Annotated in this window: 17 protein-coding genes; 8 read left to right on the forward strand and 9 right to left on the reverse strand. The window is 53.0% G+C overall.

From position 1 onward, the window contains the following. The first annotated feature begins 9 nt into the window (after window positions 1–9). Window positions 10–1,032, forward strand: coding sequence for a fimbrial protein (locus M1D91_RS23100; protein ID WP_437434548.1), 1,023 nt, complete (start codon window positions 10–12; stop codon window positions 1,030–1,032). A 125-nt stretch (window positions 1,033–1,157) separates the two neighbouring features. On the opposite strand, the gene M1D91_RS23105 is transcribed toward M1D91_RS23100, so the two are convergent. Then, window positions 1,158–1,907 carry an SDR family NAD(P)-dependent oxidoreductase gene (locus M1D91_RS23105; RefSeq protein WP_437434547.1) on the reverse strand — a complete coding sequence of 250 codons (750 nt, stop codon included), beginning with the start codon at window positions 1,905–1,907 and terminating at the stop codon, window positions 1,158–1,160. 117 nt (window positions 1,908–2,024) lie between these two features. Between M1D91_RS23105 and M1D91_RS23110 the strand changes: the two genes are divergently transcribed. The 4 genes from M1D91_RS23110 to M1D91_RS23125 all read left to right on the forward strand — a co-directional run bounded on the left by M1D91_RS23110 (window position 2,025) and on the right by M1D91_RS23125 (window position 6,923). After that, the gene (locus tag M1D91_RS23110) at window positions 2,025–2,924 is read left to right on the forward strand and encodes a LysR family transcriptional regulator (RefSeq protein WP_457975882.1); all 900 of its coding nucleotides are present in this window, start codon (window positions 2,025–2,027) and stop codon (window positions 2,922–2,924) included. 346 nt (window positions 2,925–3,270) lie between these two features. Continuing rightward, window positions 3,271–4,458, forward strand: a complete 1,188-nt coding sequence (locus tag M1D91_RS23115) for an ROK family protein (protein ID WP_437434509.1) — start codon at window positions 3,271–3,273, stop codon at window positions 4,456–4,458. A gap of 30 nt (window positions 4,459–4,488) precedes the next feature. Next, the gene (locus M1D91_RS23120; RefSeq protein ID WP_437434510.1) at window positions 4,489–5,769 is read left to right on the forward strand and encodes a hypothetical protein; all 1,281 of its coding nucleotides are present in this window, start codon (window positions 4,489–4,491) and stop codon (window positions 5,767–5,769) included. Further along, on the forward strand, window positions 5,766–6,923 hold the full coding sequence (locus M1D91_RS23125) for an MFS transporter (protein WP_437434511.1): 1,158 nt from the start codon (window positions 5,766–5,768) through the stop codon (window positions 6,921–6,923). Before M1D91_RS23120 ends, M1D91_RS23125 begins: the two co-directional genes overlap by 4 nt. 746 nt (window positions 6,924–7,669) lie before the next feature. Here the strand turns inward: M1D91_RS23125 and vapC are convergent. Both vapC and vapB read right to left on the reverse strand, forming a co-directional pair. Continuing rightward, window positions 7,670–8,077: a type II toxin-antitoxin system tRNA(fMet)-specific endonuclease VapC gene (vapC, locus tag M1D91_RS23130; RefSeq protein WP_437434512.1), complete on the reverse strand. Its 408-nt coding sequence runs from the start codon at window positions 8,075–8,077 to the stop codon at window positions 7,670–7,672. Continuing rightward, window positions 8,077–8,307, reverse strand: a complete 231-nt coding sequence (gene vapB / locus M1D91_RS23135; RefSeq protein WP_437434513.1) for a type II toxin-antitoxin system VapB family antitoxin — start codon at window positions 8,305–8,307, stop codon at window positions 8,077–8,079. The genes vapC and vapB overlap by 1 nt, the downstream gene beginning before the upstream one ends. A gap of 234 nt (window positions 8,308–8,541) precedes the next feature. Here vapB and M1D91_RS23140 point away from each other — a divergent pair, with 234 nt between their 5' ends. Beyond that, complete coding sequence (locus tag M1D91_RS23140; protein ID WP_457975884.1) at window positions 8,542–8,847, forward strand: LysR substrate-binding domain-containing protein; 306 nt, start codon at window positions 8,542–8,544, stop codon at window positions 8,845–8,847. An 817-nt stretch (window positions 8,848–9,664) separates the two neighbouring features. Beyond that, a complete protein-coding gene (locus tag M1D91_RS23145; RefSeq protein ID WP_437433036.1) occupies window positions 9,665–10,834 on the forward strand; it encodes a multidrug effflux MFS transporter in 1,170 nt (389 codons plus the stop codon). Here the strand turns inward: M1D91_RS23145 and M1D91_RS23150 are convergent. Continuing rightward, complete coding sequence (locus tag M1D91_RS23150; protein ID WP_437433037.1) at window positions 10,809–11,717, reverse strand: LysR family transcriptional regulator; 909 nt, start codon at window positions 11,715–11,717, stop codon at window positions 10,809–10,811. The two genes, M1D91_RS23145 and M1D91_RS23150, sit on opposite strands and share 26 nt — an antisense overlap. Window positions 11,718–11,867: 150 nt before the next feature. On the opposite strand from M1D91_RS23150, the gene M1D91_RS23155 reads away from it, so the two are divergent. Continuing rightward, window positions 11,868–12,263, forward strand: coding sequence for a (R)-mandelonitrile lyase (locus tag M1D91_RS23155; RefSeq protein WP_437433038.1), 396 nt, complete (start codon window positions 11,868–11,870; stop codon window positions 12,261–12,263). Between the two features lie 42 nt (window positions 12,264–12,305). Here the strand turns inward: M1D91_RS23155 and M1D91_RS23160 are convergent, their stop codons facing one another. The 5 genes from M1D91_RS23160 to M1D91_RS23180 all read right to left on the reverse strand — a co-directional run bounded on the left by M1D91_RS23160 (window position 12,306) and on the right by M1D91_RS23180 (window position 19,039). After that, on the reverse strand, window positions 12,306–13,259 hold the full coding sequence (locus tag M1D91_RS23160; RefSeq protein WP_437433039.1) for an aldo/keto reductase: 954 nt from the start codon (window positions 13,257–13,259) through the stop codon (window positions 12,306–12,308). 273 nt (window positions 13,260–13,532) lie between these two features. Next, a complete protein-coding gene (locus M1D91_RS23165; RefSeq protein WP_437433040.1) occupies window positions 13,533–14,186 on the reverse strand; it encodes a MalM family protein in 654 nt (217 codons plus the stop codon). A gap of 26 nt (window positions 14,187–14,212) precedes the next feature. Then, the gene (locus tag M1D91_RS23170) at window positions 14,213–15,463 is read right to left on the reverse strand and encodes a carbohydrate porin (protein ID WP_437433041.1); all 1,251 of its coding nucleotides are present in this window, start codon (window positions 15,461–15,463) and stop codon (window positions 14,213–14,215) included. Between the two features lie 72 nt (window positions 15,464–15,535). After that, a complete protein-coding gene (gene melB / locus M1D91_RS23175) occupies window positions 15,536–16,882 on the reverse strand; it encodes a melibiose:sodium transporter MelB (RefSeq protein WP_437433042.1) in 1,347 nt (448 codons plus the stop codon). A gap of 42 nt (window positions 16,883–16,924) precedes the next feature. Beyond that, entirely contained in the window at window positions 16,925–19,039 is a 2,115-nt protein-coding gene (locus M1D91_RS23180; protein ID WP_437433043.1) for an alpha-galactosidase, read from the reverse strand. Between the last annotated feature and the right edge of the window lie 120 nt (window positions 19,040–19,159).

The raw sequence follows: 19,159 nt of genomic DNA on the forward strand, positions 1-19,159 counted from the left end.
GGAGTAACTATGAAAAACTTGAGTATTTCTTCGAGGTTAGCATTCTTATCTTTTTTAATAATGATGAGTCCGTTAACCAGGGCTGGATGTACAGCAAATCCCCCAACAAATTTTGATATCACCCTTCCCGCTACAACGTTTACGGTTTCTCGTAACCAACCGCCAGGGCCGATTGGAAGTGAACTGTATTTTCCCGGCCCTGGGGTCACTAACTATGGTACTTGTACCTTACCCAACACTGCTTACGAACTTATTGGTTTTCTTTCGCCGATGACTAAAGTGACGCACCCCTCACTCCCTGACGATGTTTACAAGACGGGTTTAGAGGGGATCGGCTTTAAAATTCGTTCTGTGTGGAGTAATTCAGTGGTCATTGGTAATGATCCAAGACTTTATTTCACGATTGGTCCAAATTACCCAGGGGGTGGCGGCGGACTATGGTTAAGTAATATTTACATTCAGTTTTATATCACTGGAGCCGTGGAGAATGGAAATGTAACATTACCTAGCCCATTAGTAGGCGGGTGGGTAACAACCTCCTTATCCACCGCTGATGGTGCGTTATTTCAGAACGTAAACATTAAAGGTGGCCCCATCACTTTCAACGTCGCCTCCTGCAAGACGCCGGATATTCAGGTTGATCTGCAGAAACATGCCAGTACGGAATTTACCGCCGTTGGCACAACCAGCCCTGCAACGCCTTTTAATTTTGAAATTAAGAACTGCGATCCCAACATCAACTCAGTCAATTACACATTTAAGCCAGGACCGGGGGTCACTCTGGTCAGTGCCGGAAACAGCGACCAGCATATCACGCTGGACAGCACCTCATCCGCCAGCGGCGTGGGTATTCAGGTACTGGATGCCTACGACACACCTGTTCCTTTCAATACAAAAATCACTTACGGCGGCTATAACAAAACCACCGGCGGAAGTTATACCATCCCCATGAAAGCGCGTTATATCCGTACCGGTGCCATTTCTGCCGGAACGGCTAACTCGGCCGTGGAATTCACCATGACGTATGAGTAGGGAAGTTCCCTGTTCGAATGCGGGAAACAGGCAAGATTCCATGTCAGGAAAAGATGAAATTATTGCAAAGCAATGAGTTATAAAAACTGCCCCTGTCTTCGGCGAAAGACGGGGCACTCTTTTCATCAAATCTGCGCCAGACCGCCGTCGACGAACAACTCAACACCGTTGATATAGCTTGCGTCATCGGAGGCGAGGAACAGCACCGCGCTGGCCACTTCAGACGGCTTACCAATACGTCCTGATGGCACTTGCTCAGAGAGCCAGGATTTGGTGCCTTCCGCCTGATCGCCACCGCCGAAGAGTTCATTCAGACCAGCAGTGTCGGTTAAGCCAGGGCTGACGGCGTTGACGCGGATACGGCGCGGTTTGAGATCCAGAATCCAGCTACGAGCAAAGTTACGCACCGCCGCTTTGGTGGCGGAGTAAACGCTAAACGCCGGGGTGCCTTTGACGCTGGTGGTGGAGGCCGTCATCACAATGGACGCACCGTCTTTCAGCAGCGGCAGGGCTTTTTGCACCGTAAAGAGCACCCCCTTCACGTTGGTATTAAACGTCTGCTCATAGTGCTGTTCGGTAATTTCACCCAGGGCGGCAAAGTCGCCGCCACCGGCATTGGCCACCAGCACATCAATCTGCCCGTGCTGCTGTTGAATCACATCGTAGAGGTGATCGATATCGCCCAGTTTTCCCATATCCCCCTGCACGCCGACCACGCTGCCGCCAATCTCTTGTACCGCCCTGTCGAGTGCGTCCTGACGACGCCCGGTGATGTAAACCCGTGCGCCATCTGCAGCGAATGCTTTTGCAGTTGCCAGACCAATACCGCTGGTGCCGCCCGTTACCACCACCACTTTGTTGTTGTATCTGTTCATTTCATACTCCGGTTTATTCCGTTGGGTTAGTGGTAAGGAGCATATCAGTGGAACGATGGTGCAATAAGTCAGCAAATATGCTACCTATCGTTCATATAACAGAACGATGAGAAGACGATGCGTACTGACCTGAATGACTACCGCTACTTTGCCGAGGTGGTCCGCCACGGTGGGTTCACCGCTGCGGGGAGAGCCTTACATGAACCAAAGTCAAAGCTCAGCCGTCGCGTTGCTGAACTGGAGTCGCGCCTGGGCGTAAGGCTGATTGAGCGCACCAGCCGCCGCTTTCGGGTTACCGAAGTAGGTGAAGCCTTTTATCAGCGCTGTCGGGCCATTTTGCAGGAGGCGGAGCAGGCAGAAGCGCTGATCGTCAATGCCAACGCCGAGCCGCAGGGTCTGGTACGCTTTAGCTGCCCGACCGGCATGGTGGAGGTGGTGTCCGACACGCTGATGGCTTATATGCACCGCTACCCGAAGGTGCGACTGCAAATCGTCGCCGTCGATCGCGCCGTTGATTTGATTAACGAGCGTATCGATGTTGCCCTGCGCGTACGTACCGAGCTGAACAGTGATGCGGAGCTGATTATGCGCACCCTGGGGATCTCGCACCGGATTCTGGTTGCCAGTCCTGAGCTGGCGCGCCGCGCCGGAGAGGATATCGCCATGCTACCTGCGCTGCCCACGCTCGGCACCAATGATGACGACCCGGAAGTGGAATGGCCGCTGGAAAACCAGGAGAAACAGCGCCTGCCGCTGCGCCATATGCCGGTGATGAGCTGTAGCGATTTCTCCGCCGTGCGCACCGCCGCACGGGAGGGGCTGGGTATCGCTTTTCTGCCGGAGCACTACTGCCATCAGGCCCTTGAGAAAGGGGAGCTGGTGCAGATCTTCCCGCAATGGCGCAGCGTGCCGGGGATTGTCCACCTGGTGTTCACCACCCGCAAAGGGCTGCCGCCCGCAGTCAGGGCACTGATTGACAGTCTGGCCACGTCGTTTGCGGCGTTAAAAAGGTTGTGATTCTGCCAACGTCGCCCCTCACCCCTGCCCTCTCCCCAAAGGGGCGAGGGAGAAAACCGCCCCTCTCCACTTGCGCATATTAAAAATAAATAATTACCCTTTTATTTATTCACAAAAAAAATATAAAGCAAAGCTCAATCACTCTTTCATTTAATTCATAAAATAAATAACTAAAAAACCATAATTTAAGCATGTGACCGACCTCAATAAATTAGTATGGAATACAAACTAAATAAGTAAAATAGCTTTACAAGCTGTGCATCTCAGGCAATAAATACGCAAAAAAGGACATCAGGGAAGATTCATTTCTTTGATTAAGTATGGAAAGCAGACTAAAAGAGTATTCATGATGAATGCAGGCATCCCCAATACCTTACGGCAGATGAACTCCACTCTGGTGTTAAATATTATTCGCCAGCATGGACCGCTATCCAGAGCGCAGGTAGCCAAAATAAGCGGCATAACCAAAGCCACGATCTCTGACATTATTAGCGGCTTAATTCATGAAGGCACCATTTATGAGGGCGGTGTCAGCGCGCAAACCGGCCAGGGCAGAAAAGGCATCCTGCTTAATTTTGATCCCTTTGCCAGACTGGGGGTGGGGATTGATTTAGGCGGAACCAAGATAACTTATTCCGTCTTCAATCTGGACGCCGAAATCTTATATAAGAAGCGTGAAGCTACGTGGAAAACCAGCGATCGGGACATCTTTATTGAGCAATTGATCAACGGTGTGGCCAGCTTTATTCGGGAAAGCGGCGTGGACAAGAGCAGGATAAGCGTCATTGGCCTCGCAACGCCTGGGATTATTGATATCAACCGCGGCGTGGTACTGGAAGGGTCCCCCAATCTGCCCAACTGGGGCAATCTTGCCCTCGCCGACGCACTCACCCGGAGTCTTTATATTCCGGTGGTACTGGAAAACGATATTCGGGCGGCGCTGGTAGGCGAAATGTGGTGTGGAAAATGCCGTGATATCAGTAGTGCTGCCCTGATCGGTATTGGCACCGGCCTCGGTTCAGCCCTGCTGATTGACGGTAAAATCATTCGCGGGGCGAATAACGCAGCTGGCGAAATTGGCTATATGATTTTTGGCCGTGAACAGCTCTTTCAGGACTGGCGAAATAAAGGCTGTTTTGAAAGTTACTGCTCCGGCTCGGGTCTAAGTGAACGTGCTATGACGCTGCTTCGCCAGCCGATGACATTAGAGCAGGTAATTCAGAGCGTTGAGCAGAACGATCCGCTCGCCTGCGCGCTGATTGACGAAATGGCCGATTATCTGGCGATGGGCATTATTAATCTGGCCGCTATAGCCAATCTGCAAAAAGTCATTTTAACCGGAGGCGTTACCCATGCAGCGGATTATTTCCTGCCACGGGTACAGACGGTTCTCGACAGGCAATTGTCAACCAATATGCACGTTACGGTTGAATTATCAGAACTTCGGGAAAAAGCCCCGCTTCACGGCATTGCTATTCTGGCGCTTTCAACGCTTTACCCCTCAATCGAGTTTATTCCAGAAACGCAGCTTTAATAATGCTGGCGAGTTAACAAGGAGAATAGGATGGCAGGAATCCACTTACACCCGCACGATATTCTGGACGAAGGCATGGACGCTATTCTGCAGCGCATTGACGGCATGCAGAGTGTTGAACATCTCTTCGTCGAGCTCAATACCATTTTCGAGCGCAATCCCTATCCGACAGGCGTCTTGCCGCATAACCCCGTTCACGATTCGGTGATGGGTAACGGCATGCTACACGTCAATATCTACAGCGGTGACGCACGTATCCAGCAAAGCATCGATGCTGGCGTCCTCGCCGGAAATGACCCTCTGTTAGCCGTGAAGCATGCCACCGAGGGCACACGTTTTAAGGTCATTCCGTGGGTCAATATTCTGAATGGCGACTTTGCTGGCGATGTAAAAAGTAACCATGTTATTGATTACCGAGGGCGGATTATTAAATATTGGCTGTGCCCGAACGCGCCGGACGTCGCGGATTACTGGCAAAAAACCTTCAGTCGTATCAAGGAAAGATACGGATATGACACTTTCCTGATTGACCGCATTCGCTTCCCGGACTGGGCGGGTAAAGAGGTCAACCCGGCAGGACTGTTCACCTGCTTCTGCCCACACTGCCAGAACGCCATGAAGGAACAGGGGATTGACCCGCAAGCGGTAAAAGCAGAGCTGGAAACCCTTTCCGACGCGCTTGCAGAGGGCAATTTTGATGTTCCGGTCGAGGCATTTCGCAACAACCCGCTTATCGCACGCTGGATTGCCTTTCGCCAGCAGAGCGTCACCGGACTGGTAGAGCGCATTCTGAAACAGGCCAAAGAGAACATTGGCGACATCCATTTCTGGCTCGATCTCTGGCCACCCGCCTGGAGCTGGATCCTCGGTCAGGACTACCACGCGTTGACCCGTCATGCGGATACGCTCAAACATTTTCCCTATCATAAGCTGGGTGGGGGCGCGGATGTGCAGGGACTGGTTAACTTCTTCGCCAGCGATGAAGACACCCAGGAGCTGGCCTTCTCGGCGGTGAAAAAACTGTTCGACCTGCCCTACGACCTGACTTACGCCGACTTCAAACGGTCTGGTTTCCCGATTCGTTTCGTCAAAGAACAAAACGACCGGGTGCGGCAACTTTCTCAGCCGGGCACCTTTATTTTCAGCGGCATACAGATGTGGAATTTACCGCCCGACGAACTGCTTGATGCTGTGCACGCAGCCAAAGCGAGTGCCTGCGATGACCTGCTTTACTACTGCTATGGATGGGCCGACCAGGCGCTGTTTGACGCTATCGGCGAGGAAGAAAAAAACAAAGGAGCTGAACAATGACTAACGCGCAGAAGTGGAAGGTCTTTTTCCTGCTGTTTATGACCATGTTTTTACTTGGCGGCATTCAAAACACCAAAGGGCTGATTCTCGAACAGGTGCAACACAGTATCGACCTCAATTTGAGCCAGGTGGGTACGCTTATCACGCTGTTCCAGATTGGCTTCCTGATCTCCAGTTTACTGACCGGCTACCTGACCGATAAAAAAGGCCTCAAGGTGATGATGCTGATTGGCTCATTGCTGATGATAGTCGGCCTGATGGGGACCAGTCTGGCCTACACGGTCGCACTGTTCTTCGGTTTCTATCTGGTTATCGGACTGGGAATTGGCTCAATGATGGTGTCGATTGTGACCGTCATCCCGACGTTCTATAAAGAAAAAGCTGGGATGATGTTCAATATCTCGAATGCGATGTTCGGCGTCGGGATGATAGTGACCCCGCTGATTTTGCATCAATTGTTTGCCAACAGCGTCTCCTGGCGCAGCTTCTATGTCGGCATCGCAGTGATTGTGGTGGTACTGGTACTGGTGCTGAGCACCCTGAAATTAGAAAATACGGCACAGTCTTCCATGAAGATCAGTGACTTTGTGCAACTGCTGGGGCAGAAAGATGTGATGATTGTTATCGCATTTTTACTGTTCTACGTGGCCGCCGAAGCCGCATTCCTGAATTTCTTCCCGATTTTCTATGCAGCCCTGGATATTAACGGACTGGATGCCGCTGGCAAAGCCGCCAAAGCTGCTTATGTGATCTCTTCCTTTGCGGGTCTGTTTACCATTGGACGCGTGATCGGCGGATTTATCACTCTGAAGTTGGGAGAGCGCAGGACGCTGATCGGATTCTCGGTACTGTCGCTGGCCTCCATCATTGCCAGCCGCATGCTGGTCGTGGAGTTCGTCTATCTGTTTATGCTGTTCGGATTTGCCATGTCGGTGCTGTTCCCAACGGCGGCGGCCATTGCTACCCGTTTAACTACCAAAAGCGGTTCAGTGATGGGGCTGATTTATGTCGCCTCCGGCTTCGGTGGCGCGCTGGCAGGTTCGGTAATTGGGCTTATATCAGACAGTTACGGTATCGCTACCGGGTTTAATTTCATCATCGCCTTCGTGGTCGTGTTCCTTATCCTTGCAATGATAATAAGAGAAAGAGCGTAGTAACTGCAGTGTCTGTTTGGCGGCAGTCTGGACTCCCCCCTTCTGGATAATTGCCGCCTTTTTTAACCCGCATGGGTATGCCTGTCTTCTTCATTGACCTCGAAAAGGCTCTCCGCCATAACAGGGGGGAGCGGCTTATTTTAAGACGTCGTTTACGCGCCAGCTGCACATAGTGACTGGTCAGGGTGTGGACAGATTTCTTCCCTTTCAGACCGTTAAACGTTCCGATCGCCGTGTTATTGTTTTAAATTTACCAGGAATCGGGAAGGGTGTCAGTCAGGGTGATTCCGGCATTAGGCAGCGCATAGGAAATAAGGAACTGTTGCACCAGTAAAGATGTGCCGCGAATAATCCAGACATAAAAGCGCATAAGATTTTCCAGCGGCGCAGGACCCTATCAGCGAATTAATGCAAAACTAACCACATGAATTAAAACAAAAAAAACAATAAGCGGTAATGGAATAGTAAATATCAGCCCGGCATACAGCATCGGCCAAAAAGAATCGGGCACTAAAGATAACCCATCAGGCGCACGTCTCCTTCCCTGAAATTATTATTTTTAATGGCAATAAGTTAAACGACATAAAGTATATAAATAAGACGGAGCCAACACGGGGTAATTCGGGGCGTATCCAGAGATACAAAGAATGTTTATGCGTTTAAGATATAAAGAGAGGATTTTATAACAGCCAGGTTACCCGTTACAGCCAGACATAAACGGGTAGTTAACGTTAGCCTCAATAAACTCAGGCCTGCACAGTCCAGTCAGCCAGCCGTAGACCCGGGACACGTTCGAATTCGCGCGTATTATTGGTGACCAGAACCAGCCCCAGTGCACGCGCATGGGCAGCAATCATACTGTCGTAGGGGCCAATCGGCGTACCCAATTTTGCCATTTCTGCTCGAATTTGCCCGGTATGGGTTGCGGCTTCAATCCCATAATTGAGGACTTCCAGCCTGGCGACAAATCCTTCAACAACCCGTAGATTTTTTTCTGGTATAACGGATTTTTCTGCACCGTAAATCAGCTCCATCATGGTGATTGAGCTGATACACATACGGTCATAATGTTGCTGAAAAGCCTCTCGAACAATTTGCGGTTTGTTCTTGATGGTAAAGATGCAAATATTGGTATCCAGCATGTATTTAAGCATTACAATTCTTCCCTGCTTTGCTCTGCTGATTGCTCACGCTCGCTCATAAAGTCAGGACTGGCGCTCTCGCCATCGAACCAGCTATCCCATGCTTCTCCTGCTGGCGTAATAATACGAGTCCGACCCAGCGCTACAATTTCCACCTGTTTTACATCGTCAGGCAAAGCTACGGCTTTAGGTAAACGCACTGCCTGACTACGATTACTTTTAAAAAGCGTCGTTTTTTCCATGTTCCCTCCTTTGATGAAAATTTATCCGATAAGCGTAAAGCATACGTGGGATATGTCAACGGGATATACATGCTGTCTCGTATTTCATACTGACCACATGGGGCACTCTCTTCATCAAATCTGCGCCAGTCCGTCGTCAATGAACAGTTCGATATCATTGATATAACTTGCTCATCGGAGGCGAGGAGCAGCACTGCGCTGCCCACGCTCGGCACCAATGATGACGACCCGGAAGTGGAATGGCCGCTGGAAAACCAGGAGAAACAGCGCCTGCCGCTGCGCCATATGCCAGTGATGAGCTGTAGCGATTTCTCCGCCGTGCGCACCGCCGCACGGGAGGGGCTGGGTATCGCTTTTCTGCCGCAGCACTACTGCCATCAGGCCCTTGAGAAAGGGGAGCTGGTGCAGATCTTCCCGCAATGGCGCAGCGTGCCGGGGATTGTCCACCTGGTGTTCACCACCCGCAAAGGGCTGCCGCCCGCAGTCAGGGCACTGATTGACAGTCTGGCCACGTCGTTAGCGGCGTTAAAAAGGTTGTGATTCTGCCAACGTCGCCCCTCACCCCTGCCCTCTCCCCAAAGGGGCGAGGGAGAAAACCCATCCCACTTTGCTTCTCTGGAGCGGGAGAAAACCCGTCCCTTTGCCTCTCCGAAGAGGGAGAAAACCCGTCCCTTTGTCTCTTCGGAGTAAGAGAAAACCCGCCCCTTTGTCTCTCAGGAGGGAAAAACCACGTCGCAAAAGGCCGGGAAGGCCGCGTCGTTTGCGGCGTTAAAAAGGTTGTGATTCTGCCAATGTCGCCCCTCACCCCTGCCCTCTCCCCAAAGGGGCGAGGGAGAAAACCCATCCCACTTTGCTTCTCTGGAGCGGGAGAAAACCCGTCCCTTTGTCTCTTCGGAGTAAGAGAAAATCCGCCCCTTTGTCTCTCAGGAGGGAAAAAACACGTCGCAAAAGGCCGGAAAGGCCGCGTCGTTTACGGCGTTAAAAAGATTGTGATCCTGCTAACGTCTCCCCTCATCCCTGCCCTCTCCCCAAAGGGGCGAGGGAGAAAACCCATCCCACTTTGCCTCTCCGGAGTGAGAGAAAACCCGCACCTTGCCGCTCTGGAGGGAAAAACCACGTTGCCAGAGTCCGGGAAATAAGCAAAAACCTGTGTGAAAGCCGCAAACCGCGCGGGCGATCCCCTCGCCCCTTTGGGGAGAGGGACAGGGTGAGGGGATTCTATTCATGAACTCACCTCATAACCACAATATGATTTCGCGGGATTATCACCGCACCGAATCTCATTAAACTTATCCTCATCACGCACCGGTGCATTTCTCCCCTGCCGGTACATTCTGACGTAATTAATTGAGATCCTATGACTAAATCCACAAACGGGCCGCTGTTTGTCGCGATCCTGAGCGCGTTAATGGCGTTCACCTCACTGTCGACCGACATCTATCTTCCCGCCATGCCGGTCATGGCCGCTCAGTTGCAGGGCAATGTTGAACTCACCGTCACCGGCTTTCTTATCGGCTTTGCCTTCGCGCAACTGGTCTGGGGCCCCATCAGCGACCATCTCGGTCGTCGGTTGCCACTCTTTATTGGCATGGTGTTGTTCGTGATTGGCTCGCTGGGCTGCGCCCACTCCACCTCCATCAACGAGATTGTCTTCTGGCGCGTCTTTCAGGCGATAGGAGCCTGCACAGGGCCTATGCTGGCACGGGCAATGATTCGCGATCTCTTTAGCCGCACCCACGCCGCCCGGATGCTCTCCACACTGATGATTGTGATGGCGATAGCTCCGATAGCAGGCCCGTTGATGGGCGGGCAGATTATCCGCGTCACCACATGGCATGCCATCTTCTGGCTGCTGGCGGCGATTGGTGTACTGATGTTTCTGTCGCTGTGGCTGTTGCCGGAAACCCTGCCCGCAGAGAAACGCACCCCGGCCTCGCTTCGCGGCGCATTTCGTAATTACGGTGTGCTGCTGAAAAACCGCCTGTTTATGCGTTACGCCCTGTGCCTGACCTTCTTTTACGTCGCAGCCTATGCGTTTATTACCGGTTCGCCACGGGTCTACATCAGCTTCTATGGCATCGATCCGCAGTATTACGGCTGGCTGTTCGCAGTGAATATTATCGGGGTCGTGGGTATGAGCATGGTGAATCGCAGGCTGGTACAGCGGTATTCACTTGATATTTTGCTGAAGGCGGCCGTGTCCGTCGCGGCCTTCGCTGTGGTGATGCTGGTTGTGGCGGTGAAGTGGCACGTCGGTGGCATCGCGGCCGTGGTCGCCTGTGTATTTATCTTTTTCTCGATGAACGGGGTCATTGCCGCCACCTCGACCGCCGCGGCGCTGGATGAGGTGCCCACTATAGCCGGTTCCGCATCGGCATTAGTCGGTTCCCTGCAGTATGGCAGCGGCATTATTTCGTCTTCGCTGCTGGCACTGTTTAACGATGGCACCCCCTGGACGATGGCGTGGATCATGGCGCTCTTTACCCTCGCCAGCGCCGCGATTATCGTTCTGCCACGTCATCCTTAAGGCGCATCGCCTCAATAAACAGTGAAAAGGCGGCCGTGTGCTGGCGTCTGCTGGGGTAATAGAGATAGTAGCCGGGGAAGGGTTCACACCAGGCTTCCAGCACCCGAACCACGTCGCCACGCTCAATTTCTCTGGCAACCGCATCTTCCGGCAGGTAAACCAGCCCCACGCCGGAGACCGCCGCCTCAATGCGATGACGTAAGGCATTGATAGTCAGCTGTCCGTCAACCCGCACTTTCAGCTCCTTACCCTCCTTTGAGAACTCCCAGGGCAGCAGGCCACCGAGCGTCGCCATTCGCATATTAATGCAACGATGATGTTGTAGATCTGCCGGGGTTTGGGGTGGCGGATTGCGACGAAAGTAGTCCGGCGATCCGATAATCGCCATGCGCATCGGCGGGCTGACGGGAATAGCAATCATATCTTTTGCCACCGACTCGCCAAGGCGAATGCCGGCATCAAAGCGCTGGGTGACGATGTCCATCAGCGCATTATCAACGGTCACCTCTACGTTGATGTCCGGCCAGCGGACGAGAAAATCTTTCAGCACCGGCCAGAGCACCGCGTCCACCGCGTGTTCGCCCGCGGTGATGCGGATATTCCCGGCGGGGACGTCACGCATCCCTTTGAGGATGTTGAGTTCGGTTTCGATGTCGCGAAAATGCGGCCCGATGCGTTCCAGCAGGGTTTCTCCGGCCTCGGTGGGCGACACACTGCGCGTGGTGCGCGTCAACAGGCGAATCCCCATCCGCTCTTCCAGCCCGCGCATGGAATGGCTCAGTGCCGACTGCGATACCCCCAGTCTGGCAGCGGCGCGGGTAAAACTGCGCTCCTGAGCAACGACGAGGAAGGCGATAAGATCGTTAAAATTTTCTTTTAGCACGAGGGAGGTCCGGGGGTACGGGAAAGTAAAAAAGTATATATAAAATATTCATGAATTTGCCTCACAGGTCCTTTCTGATTTACCTGCTAACCCATTTTCGCCACGCTGCGTAAGCTTATTATCATGATATTTCGCGTTCCGGAGAAGCAAATGAAGATTACCCGCAGTGCATCCGTGCCCTCAGCCGCTGGCCCGCAAGATTACTTCACAGGTCGCGTACGTATCGACTCCCCTTTCAGTGCGCAACCCCCTGCCCGCGTCGGCGGTGCCATTGTGACCTTTGAGCCCGGTGCGCGCACCGCATGGCACACTCATCCGCTCGGCCAGACGCTGATCATCACCCACGGCAAAGGCTGGATCCAGTGTGAAGGCGAGGAAATTGAGGAGATGAATCAGGGAGATATCGTCTGGATACCGGAGGAGGTGAAACACTGGCACGGCGCAACGCCTGATAATGCCATGACCCATATCGCTATTGCCGAGTCACAAGATGGCAGCCCCGTCTCCTGGCTTGAGCAGGTGACTGACGAACAGTACCGCCGGTAAGCGCGAAAAGCACCTGACGCAACGCCAGGTGCGTTATCCGGTTTACTTGCCTGCGTTGTTCAGCGCTGCCATTTCATCGGCGGAGAGCGTCAGGGAAAGCGCGGTGACGAAGCTGTCCACCTGGGGAATTTTGGTCGCACTGGCAATAGGCGCGGTCACGCCCGGTCGGGCAATCAGCCACGCCAGCGCCACTTCTGCCGGTTTCACATCATGTGCTGCCGCTACCTCGTCGAGCGCATCCAGAATGCGGAAGCCACGGTCATTGAGGTATTTACCGATACCCTCGCCACGCTGGCTCTGGCCCAGATCGTTTTCGCTGCGGTATTTACCGGTGAGGAATCCTGAGGCCAGACTGAAATAGGTCACAACACCAATATTTTCCCGTATCGTCAAATCCTGCAATGCGCCTTCAAAGCTTTCGCGATTGTAGAGATTGTATTCCGGTTGCAGCACCTGGTAGCGCGGCAGGGATTTTTCATCTGCCACCTTCAGGGACGCCTGCAGTTGCTCCGCATTCAGGTTGGAGGCGCCGACCGCACGAATTTTCCCGGCCTGCAGCAGTTTTTCATAGGCGCCCAGAGTCTCTTCATAGGGCGTATCGTCGTCCGGCCAGTGGGAGAAATAGAGATCGATATGGTCGGTTTGCAGACGACGCAGCGAGTCTTCCACGGCCTGCGCAATCCAGCGACCGGAGAGCCCTTTTTTACCCGGTTCGCCAAGATCGGAACCCACTTTGGTAAACAGCGTCACTTTGTCCCGTGCGCCTGGTCGGGCCGCCAGCCATTTACCGATAATGGTTTCGGACTCACCGCCTTTGTTGCCGGGTGCCCAGGCGGAGTAGACGTCAGCGGTATCAATGGCGGTTAAACCTCTTTCCAGCAACGCATCCAGCAAACTGAAACTCTGCTTCTCATCGACGGTCCAGCCAAAAACGTTACCGCCAAAAACCAGCGCGGGGATCTGTAACCCTGTGGTACCAAGCGTTCGTAAAGTCATATATGAGTAACCTCAAGATGAAGGGCGGGCTGACGTGGGCGCTCCATGCCTGTTCAGCCAGGACAACAATGAGCGGTTCATCACTGAACCGGAACCCTGATTTTTGTGTGACTTAAACAATAGTCGCCTATCGTCACACATGGGGTTAGCAAAACGTGGCTTTTAGGGCTTATTAGATGGGTTCATGAGTTTTCGGGGATCTTAAGGGCTGCGAAGTGTCCGATAACGATAAATCCGCCCCAGGGCAAGGATTTATCGTCATCGGGTGGAAGGTTAGTTTCCTGTTACCGCATCAATCAACTCATTTGCCAGTTGGGTGAAGCGACTGACATGCACATGAATCGTTCCTTCTGCGCCTGCGATGGCATATCTGGCCTTCTCAAGCGGCGGTTCGACCTGCGTTTTTTTGGAATAAATTTCTGATTCCGCCACCAGCCTCAGGCGAGCGGGTTCAGGCTGCGCCACGGTGGAGATAACCAGCCAACGTGGAGCCTTCACACCCGGCTGAATCAGCATCCGGGCAAACAGACGATGGCTTTGCAACAGGGCAGGCTGACGATACTCAAAATCCGCGTATCCCAGCTTTTGCAACGGTTTCCAGTCGGCGTCATAAACCACCGCCTGAGCAGCGAGGAAACGATCGTCGTCCAGAGGGGTGGTAAATTCAAGCGTATAGTCGCCGTTGAATGCCGGAAGAGCTACCACCTGCGCGTGCGGGTTGCCATTGCCTTCGACAACGCGCGGGGTATTCGCGTCGAACGTCAGCGTCAGTGAGTATTTGCTGTTAAGGCTCTGTGCCGGAAGCTGGTCTAAGGTGACACAGCAATTGGCCGGGGTCACCACACCGATGTCGGGGTCCGTGGTGACGAGTTGCGCGCAGCCAGTCAGCCACAGCAGGCCTAACGCCATCGGGATAATCTTTTTCATAGTTCGCTCCTGAATTCTGTTTTCCATTACCACCAAAGCTCAAAGTTAAACCCAAAGGTCACTTCTTCTACGCTTCCCCGGTCGCTCTTCACCGGTGCGGCATATTTATCGTGGTCACCGTAGCGATTGAGGCGCTCCCACTGGGTATCGGAGTCTGACCAGGTAGCAAACAGACGCAACGCCGGACGTGCCCACACGCCTTTCCCTGCCTGAATCATCTGTGCAAGTGTCACTTTATACAGGTGGTTAACGCCTGCATTATTCTGCGCGTCAACACGCTCGTAGCCGAACTCCAGGGCGGTAGACAGGTAGTCGTTCCAGCTATACTGCGGACGCAAACCGGCACTGAACCAGGTCATCCCGGTATTGTTATCAAGGTTAATATCCTGCCAGGCTACCGAGTACATGCTCTGGATATTGTCGGTGAAGTTAATCTCGCCGTAGTTAAAGACACGCCAGCTGTCGCCCCCATGATCGACACCGGTATTGTATTTCATGGCACTGGCACCTTCTGCGCTCATCAGGCCACCCGCCAGCGCATCGCGCCCGTACTGTAAGGCGAGGGTGTTACTGCCCATCGACCAGGCCTGGCGATAGACAACCGACAGCATGGAGCCGTTGGTGGTGATGTTGCTCTCGTCGTAGCTGTCGTTCTGGGCGAAAACGTAGTTCAGACCCGTCGTAACGTCCGCATTATCGTTGATTTTCATCTCGCTCAGACGAAGGTCGATATTGTGCAGCGCACGCTGATCGGCACTGGACTCCGGCGCCAGCCAGGCCACGTGGCCTTTCGCAAAACCTAAATCAACGTTCTCGAGGCCAATACCGTTGTCGGAGACATCCCAGTATTTAATGTCGATCATATGCACTTCATGGCGCTGGTAAAAACGCTTACCGACCCAGATTTTGGCATCCGGTTGTCCCGGCAAAATATTGTAGACCGAGGCCCAGGTCTGCAACGTGCCCACGTCGCCCCAGGACTCTCCGCTGCCGATATACCAGGTAAAATCAAAAATGGCGTCAGTGCTGGTGGTGATGTCGGTTTTAAATCCGCCTTCCCACCAGTTCATTTCATTACCTAAACGATAATTACCAAAACCTTCTGAGGCGCGAATAACATCATTCAGTTTTCCTTTGCCCTCATTTCTGTCTTTGTTGTCAGTGTAGATATTCCCCCATTTTACATAGCCCATTGGGGTGAAGTTCTCGAGAGCGGCAGAGGCAGAAAAAGGCAAAGCTAACGCGAGCAGAGGTAAAAAACCACGGCGTATAATCATAGTAATTTCCATATTTTTTAATATTTGATTTTATTTGCCAGCAGTTCAGCGACTGCTGACAGGTATTACCGGTCAGGCACGTTTTTGCACTAATGCTTCCATGACCTCGTCATGATATTGACCGTTGAGTTTGTAATAGCGGCGATAAATAAAGAAGCTAGCGGCAACCAGAATAAAAGGAATACCGATCATTAACACCCGCATCCCAAATATGGTGCCCGGATCCTGCACCTCATTCGGCACGTAACCGATGACCGTCAGCCCGATACCAATCAGGAAGCCCGCGAAGGCTGAAGCAGCTTTGACAAGCATAGTCTGTACCGAGAAAATCACGCTTTCACTGCGCATACCGGTTTTATACTCGCCGTAGTCAACCACGTCGGCCAGCATCACGGTCGCCATTGCCAGCGAGAAGCCAGAGCCCAGTTTGAGCAGCGCACCAGACAGACCAACCAGGATGTGGTTTTCCGGCATAAACATCCCAGATAATAGCAAGATAGCGCAGCTTAACACCGGGAACAGGCAGGCGAGACGCCATACCGTTGGCCGGGAAACACTGGCCACCACTTTCGGGAAAAGCACCAGACCGGCAATTTCCGCCGCGCCCGCCAGCATCATAAATACCGGGAATAGATCCTTATTACCGATAGCATAGGCGAAGTAGTAAATAGCAAAACCACCCGCCAGCTGCATCGCCATGTTGAAGGTCAACACTATGCCAATCAGGGCCTTCAGCTGGTCATTTTTCGTGATGATATTGACCATATCTTTCAGGCGGATTTTGGGTTTGCTGATCTTCACGTCGACCACGTCTTTGACGTTCACCACGGTGATGATGGCACTGAAAATAAAGAAGATAGCAATTGCGATGCTGACGCGAACGAAACCGACAGCACTGTCACCCTCGCCCAGCAATTCAATCGCTTTCAGGCCGAAGGCACCCATCAGCAGCCAGGCAATACTAGCGAACAGACGCGGGATTACGACAATTCTTTCGCGCTCTTTCTTTTCTTTGGTTAATGACGGAATCATCGACCAGTAAGGAATATCCATCATCGTGTAGGTCATGCCCCATAATACATAGGAGATCGAGGCGTAAATATAGAGCCAGATGCCTTCAAATTCATGGGAAATAAATACGCCAACCATCACCACGGAATTGACAATAGTGCCAATTAAAATCCACGGGCGGAATTTACCCCAACGGGTTTGGGTGTTGTCGACAATGAGACCCATGATCGGGTCGGTTATCGCATCCCAGATCCTGGCGAATAAAAATAGCGAACCCACAAAGGCGGCAGAAAGGCCCACCACGTCGGTATAATAAAACATCAGATATAAATAAATAATTGAGCAGGCAAGATCTTTGCCCAGCGCTCCAATGCCATAGGAGAGCTTACTGGTATTGCTAATACTCATACAGGTCCCTTATTTTTTTATGGTAACAGGTCAGTGGTAATATTAAGGCCGCGCGTTAAGCAGCAGCAGCACGGCAGATTCGGGATCCAGTACCGGCATGGCCAGCCCGGCATGTTGCAGCCATTCGCCTGACAGCGTCACACCCTCCTCAACCCAGGTCGGTTGGGTGCTGACGATGCCGTCACGGAAGTTTTCGGCAGCGTCAATAACGCGCGCATCATATTCGCACTGCGGATCTAGCCCCTGAAGGCGCAGCGTTCCGCTCATGGCCCAGGTCGGCATGGCAATCTGGGCAATGGCAACCAGCGCCTGACGGCGGTCGGGCGAGACGATTGAGGTCAGCATCTGCGCCTGCGGATCGTCACTGTCGAGACGGTAAAGTGTGCCTGTATGAATGAGAGAACGGTATTGCTTATACAATTCGATATAGCGGCTGAAGCCGGCTTTATCTTCGTCCGAAGCCTTTAACGGATCCAGTTCGATCCCCAGATGGCCGAAGAGGGCGGTAATACCGCGGAAATGGATATCCGAAACCCGGCGGGTCGAGTGGCTCTTTTTCGCCCCGATGTGCGCGCCCATCACTTCCGGTGGGAAGAAGTAGCTGAAGCCGCGTTGAATGGTCTGGCGTTCGAGTGCATCGTTATTGTCCGATGGCCAGAAACGCTGCACATGGCGCAGGATCTCGTAGTCAATACGCCCCCCACCAGCCGCGCAGGACTCAATATCCACAGTCGGATGCTTCGCGCGAAGTTCTGCCATCAGCGCATACAGCCGTTCAACCTGGCGGGTCTGCGCCGGGCGTGCCTGATGCCCAGGCTGAACCACTTCACGGTTCATATCCCATTTCAGGTACGAAATAGCGTAACGGCTGAGCAGGGTATCAAGACGCTCTAACAGATAGTCAAAGACCGCATCGTTGCTCAGGTCCAACACATACTGGTTACGACCGATGGGCTGCTGATAGTCACTAAGTTGCAGTAACCAGTCCGGGTGGTGGCGATAGAGGTCGGAATTTTTGCTGATCATCTCTGGCTCAACCCACAAGCCGAAGCTCATGCCCTGTTTCAGGACGTGATCGATCACCGGCCCCAGCCCTTGCGGGTACTTTTTCGCATCAACAAACCAGTCGCCCAGGGCGGCTTTGTCGTCGTTGCGACCGGTAAACCAACCGTCGTCAATGATGAAGCGTTCCACGCCCATCTTCGCGGCTTCTGTTGCCATGTCCATGATGTACTGCGGCTGGTGGTCGAAATAGATTCCTTCCCAGGTATTGAGGTGAACCTGTCGCGGCTGCGCCGGGCTGAAGCTCAGCAGCTGATGGCGAAGGTGAGCGTGGAACTGCTGGCTCATACCGTTCAGACCCCGATCGCTCCAGGTGGCATAAAGCCACGGTGTCGCGATGCTTTCCCCGCTTTGCAACACCACTTCGCCCGGGACATACAGGGCTTCCGCCTGCAATACGCGACGACCATCGGCCTTAACGTCAATACGCATACGGTGGTTACCGCTCCAGGCGAAATGCGCGCCCCACACCTCACCGTGGTTTTCACTAAAACCTTCGGTACCGGCGATCAGCGCAGGATAGTGCTGGTGCGACGTGCGCCCGCGACGGTTTTCCTGCTGATAGCCGCCGTGCAGCAGGCTATGGCGGTGCTGCTGAAATTCATAGACCCAGCGGCCATAGAACGAGAGACATTCATTAGCGCGCTCTGGCAGGGGCAGGGTGATCGCGAGACGCGAGAGTTCATAAGGGCCGTTACCGGTATTGGTTAAGGTGTGGTTGATTTTGATGACGTCACTGTCGCAGTCAAACTGCAGTTGGGTATCAACCCGTAAACCGGCGGCGCGATCTTCGCTGTGGATCTGTAAACCTTCACAGCTCTCTTCGAAGCTGACGATGCTAAACACCGGCGACCAATGCTTCCCGCTCCGATGTCCTTCGATGCCAGGGCTGCCGAACAGGCCGCGACCATTTTCAGCCATCAGCGATACTGGCGTATCCACATCCAGCCTGCCGTAGGGGACGGCGCGAGCAAGGGCTGTTTTAACGGCATTAGACGGGGCTAACTTGCGACCCCAATAGAGGATCTCGCCCCCAGAGGCGGTATCGACGCACAGCGTAGAGGTATTTCCTGAAAGAAAGCGTGTTTGTTCCATCACATTGTCCTGTCACTATTCCTTATGATCGCGAAGACAGTAACACTCATTACAAAATGTAATTGTGACCGCTCACCCATTTGCTGTTATGCCATATATTTTTAAGAAAATATCAAGGCA

This window comes from Enterobacter sp. SA197 (assembly GCF_054131575.1).

Bases quoted from the DNA above. Each gene is read 5' to 3' on its own strand.
- vapC (WP_437434512.1), bottom strand. From the start codon at position 8,077: ATGCTTAAATACATGCTGGATACCAATATTTGCATCTTTACCATCAAG.
- M1D91_RS23125 (WP_437434511.1), top strand. From the start codon at position 5,766: ATGACTAACGCGCAGAAGTGGAAGGTCTTTTTCCTGCTGTTTATGACC.
- M1D91_RS23180 (WP_437433043.1), bottom strand. From the start codon at position 19,039: ATGGAACAAACACGCTTTCTTTCAGGAAATACCTCTACGCTGTGCGTC.
- M1D91_RS23160 (WP_437433039.1), bottom strand. From the start codon at position 13,259: ATGACTTTACGAACGCTTGGTACCACAGGGTTACAGATCCCCGCGCTG.
- M1D91_RS23115 (WP_437434509.1), top strand. From the start codon at position 3,271: ATGATGAATGCAGGCATCCCCAATACCTTACGGCAGATGAACTCCACT.
- M1D91_RS23165 (WP_437433040.1), bottom strand. From the start codon at position 14,186: ATGAAAAAGATTATCCCGATGGCGTTAGGCCTGCTGTGGCTGACTGGC.
- melB (WP_437433042.1), bottom strand. From the start codon at position 16,882: ATGAGTATTAGCAATACCAGTAAGCTCTCCTATGGCATTGGAGCGCTG.
- M1D91_RS23110 (WP_457975882.1), top strand. From the start codon at position 2,025: ATGCGTACTGACCTGAATGACTACCGCTACTTTGCCGAGGTGGTCCGC.
- M1D91_RS23120 (WP_437434510.1), top strand. From the start codon at position 4,489: ATGGCAGGAATCCACTTACACCCGCACGATATTCTGGACGAAGGCATG.
- M1D91_RS23170 (WP_437433041.1), bottom strand. From the start codon at position 15,463: ATGATTATACGCCGTGGTTTTTTACCTCTGCTCGCGTTAGCTTTGCCT.
- M1D91_RS23145 (WP_437433036.1), top strand. From the start codon at position 9,665: ATGACTAAATCCACAAACGGGCCGCTGTTTGTCGCGATCCTGAGCGCG.
- M1D91_RS23105 (WP_437434547.1), bottom strand. From the start codon at position 1,907: ATGAACAGATACAACAACAAAGTGGTGGTGGTAACGGGCGGCACCAGC.
- vapB (WP_437434513.1), bottom strand. From the start codon at position 8,307: ATGGAAAAAACGACGCTTTTTAAAAGTAATCGTAGTCAGGCAGTGCGT.
- M1D91_RS23100 (WP_437434548.1), top strand. From the start codon at position 10: ATGAAAAACTTGAGTATTTCTTCGAGGTTAGCATTCTTATCTTTTTTA.
- M1D91_RS23155 (WP_437433038.1), top strand. From the start codon at position 11,868: ATGAAGATTACCCGCAGTGCATCCGTGCCCTCAGCCGCTGGCCCGCAA.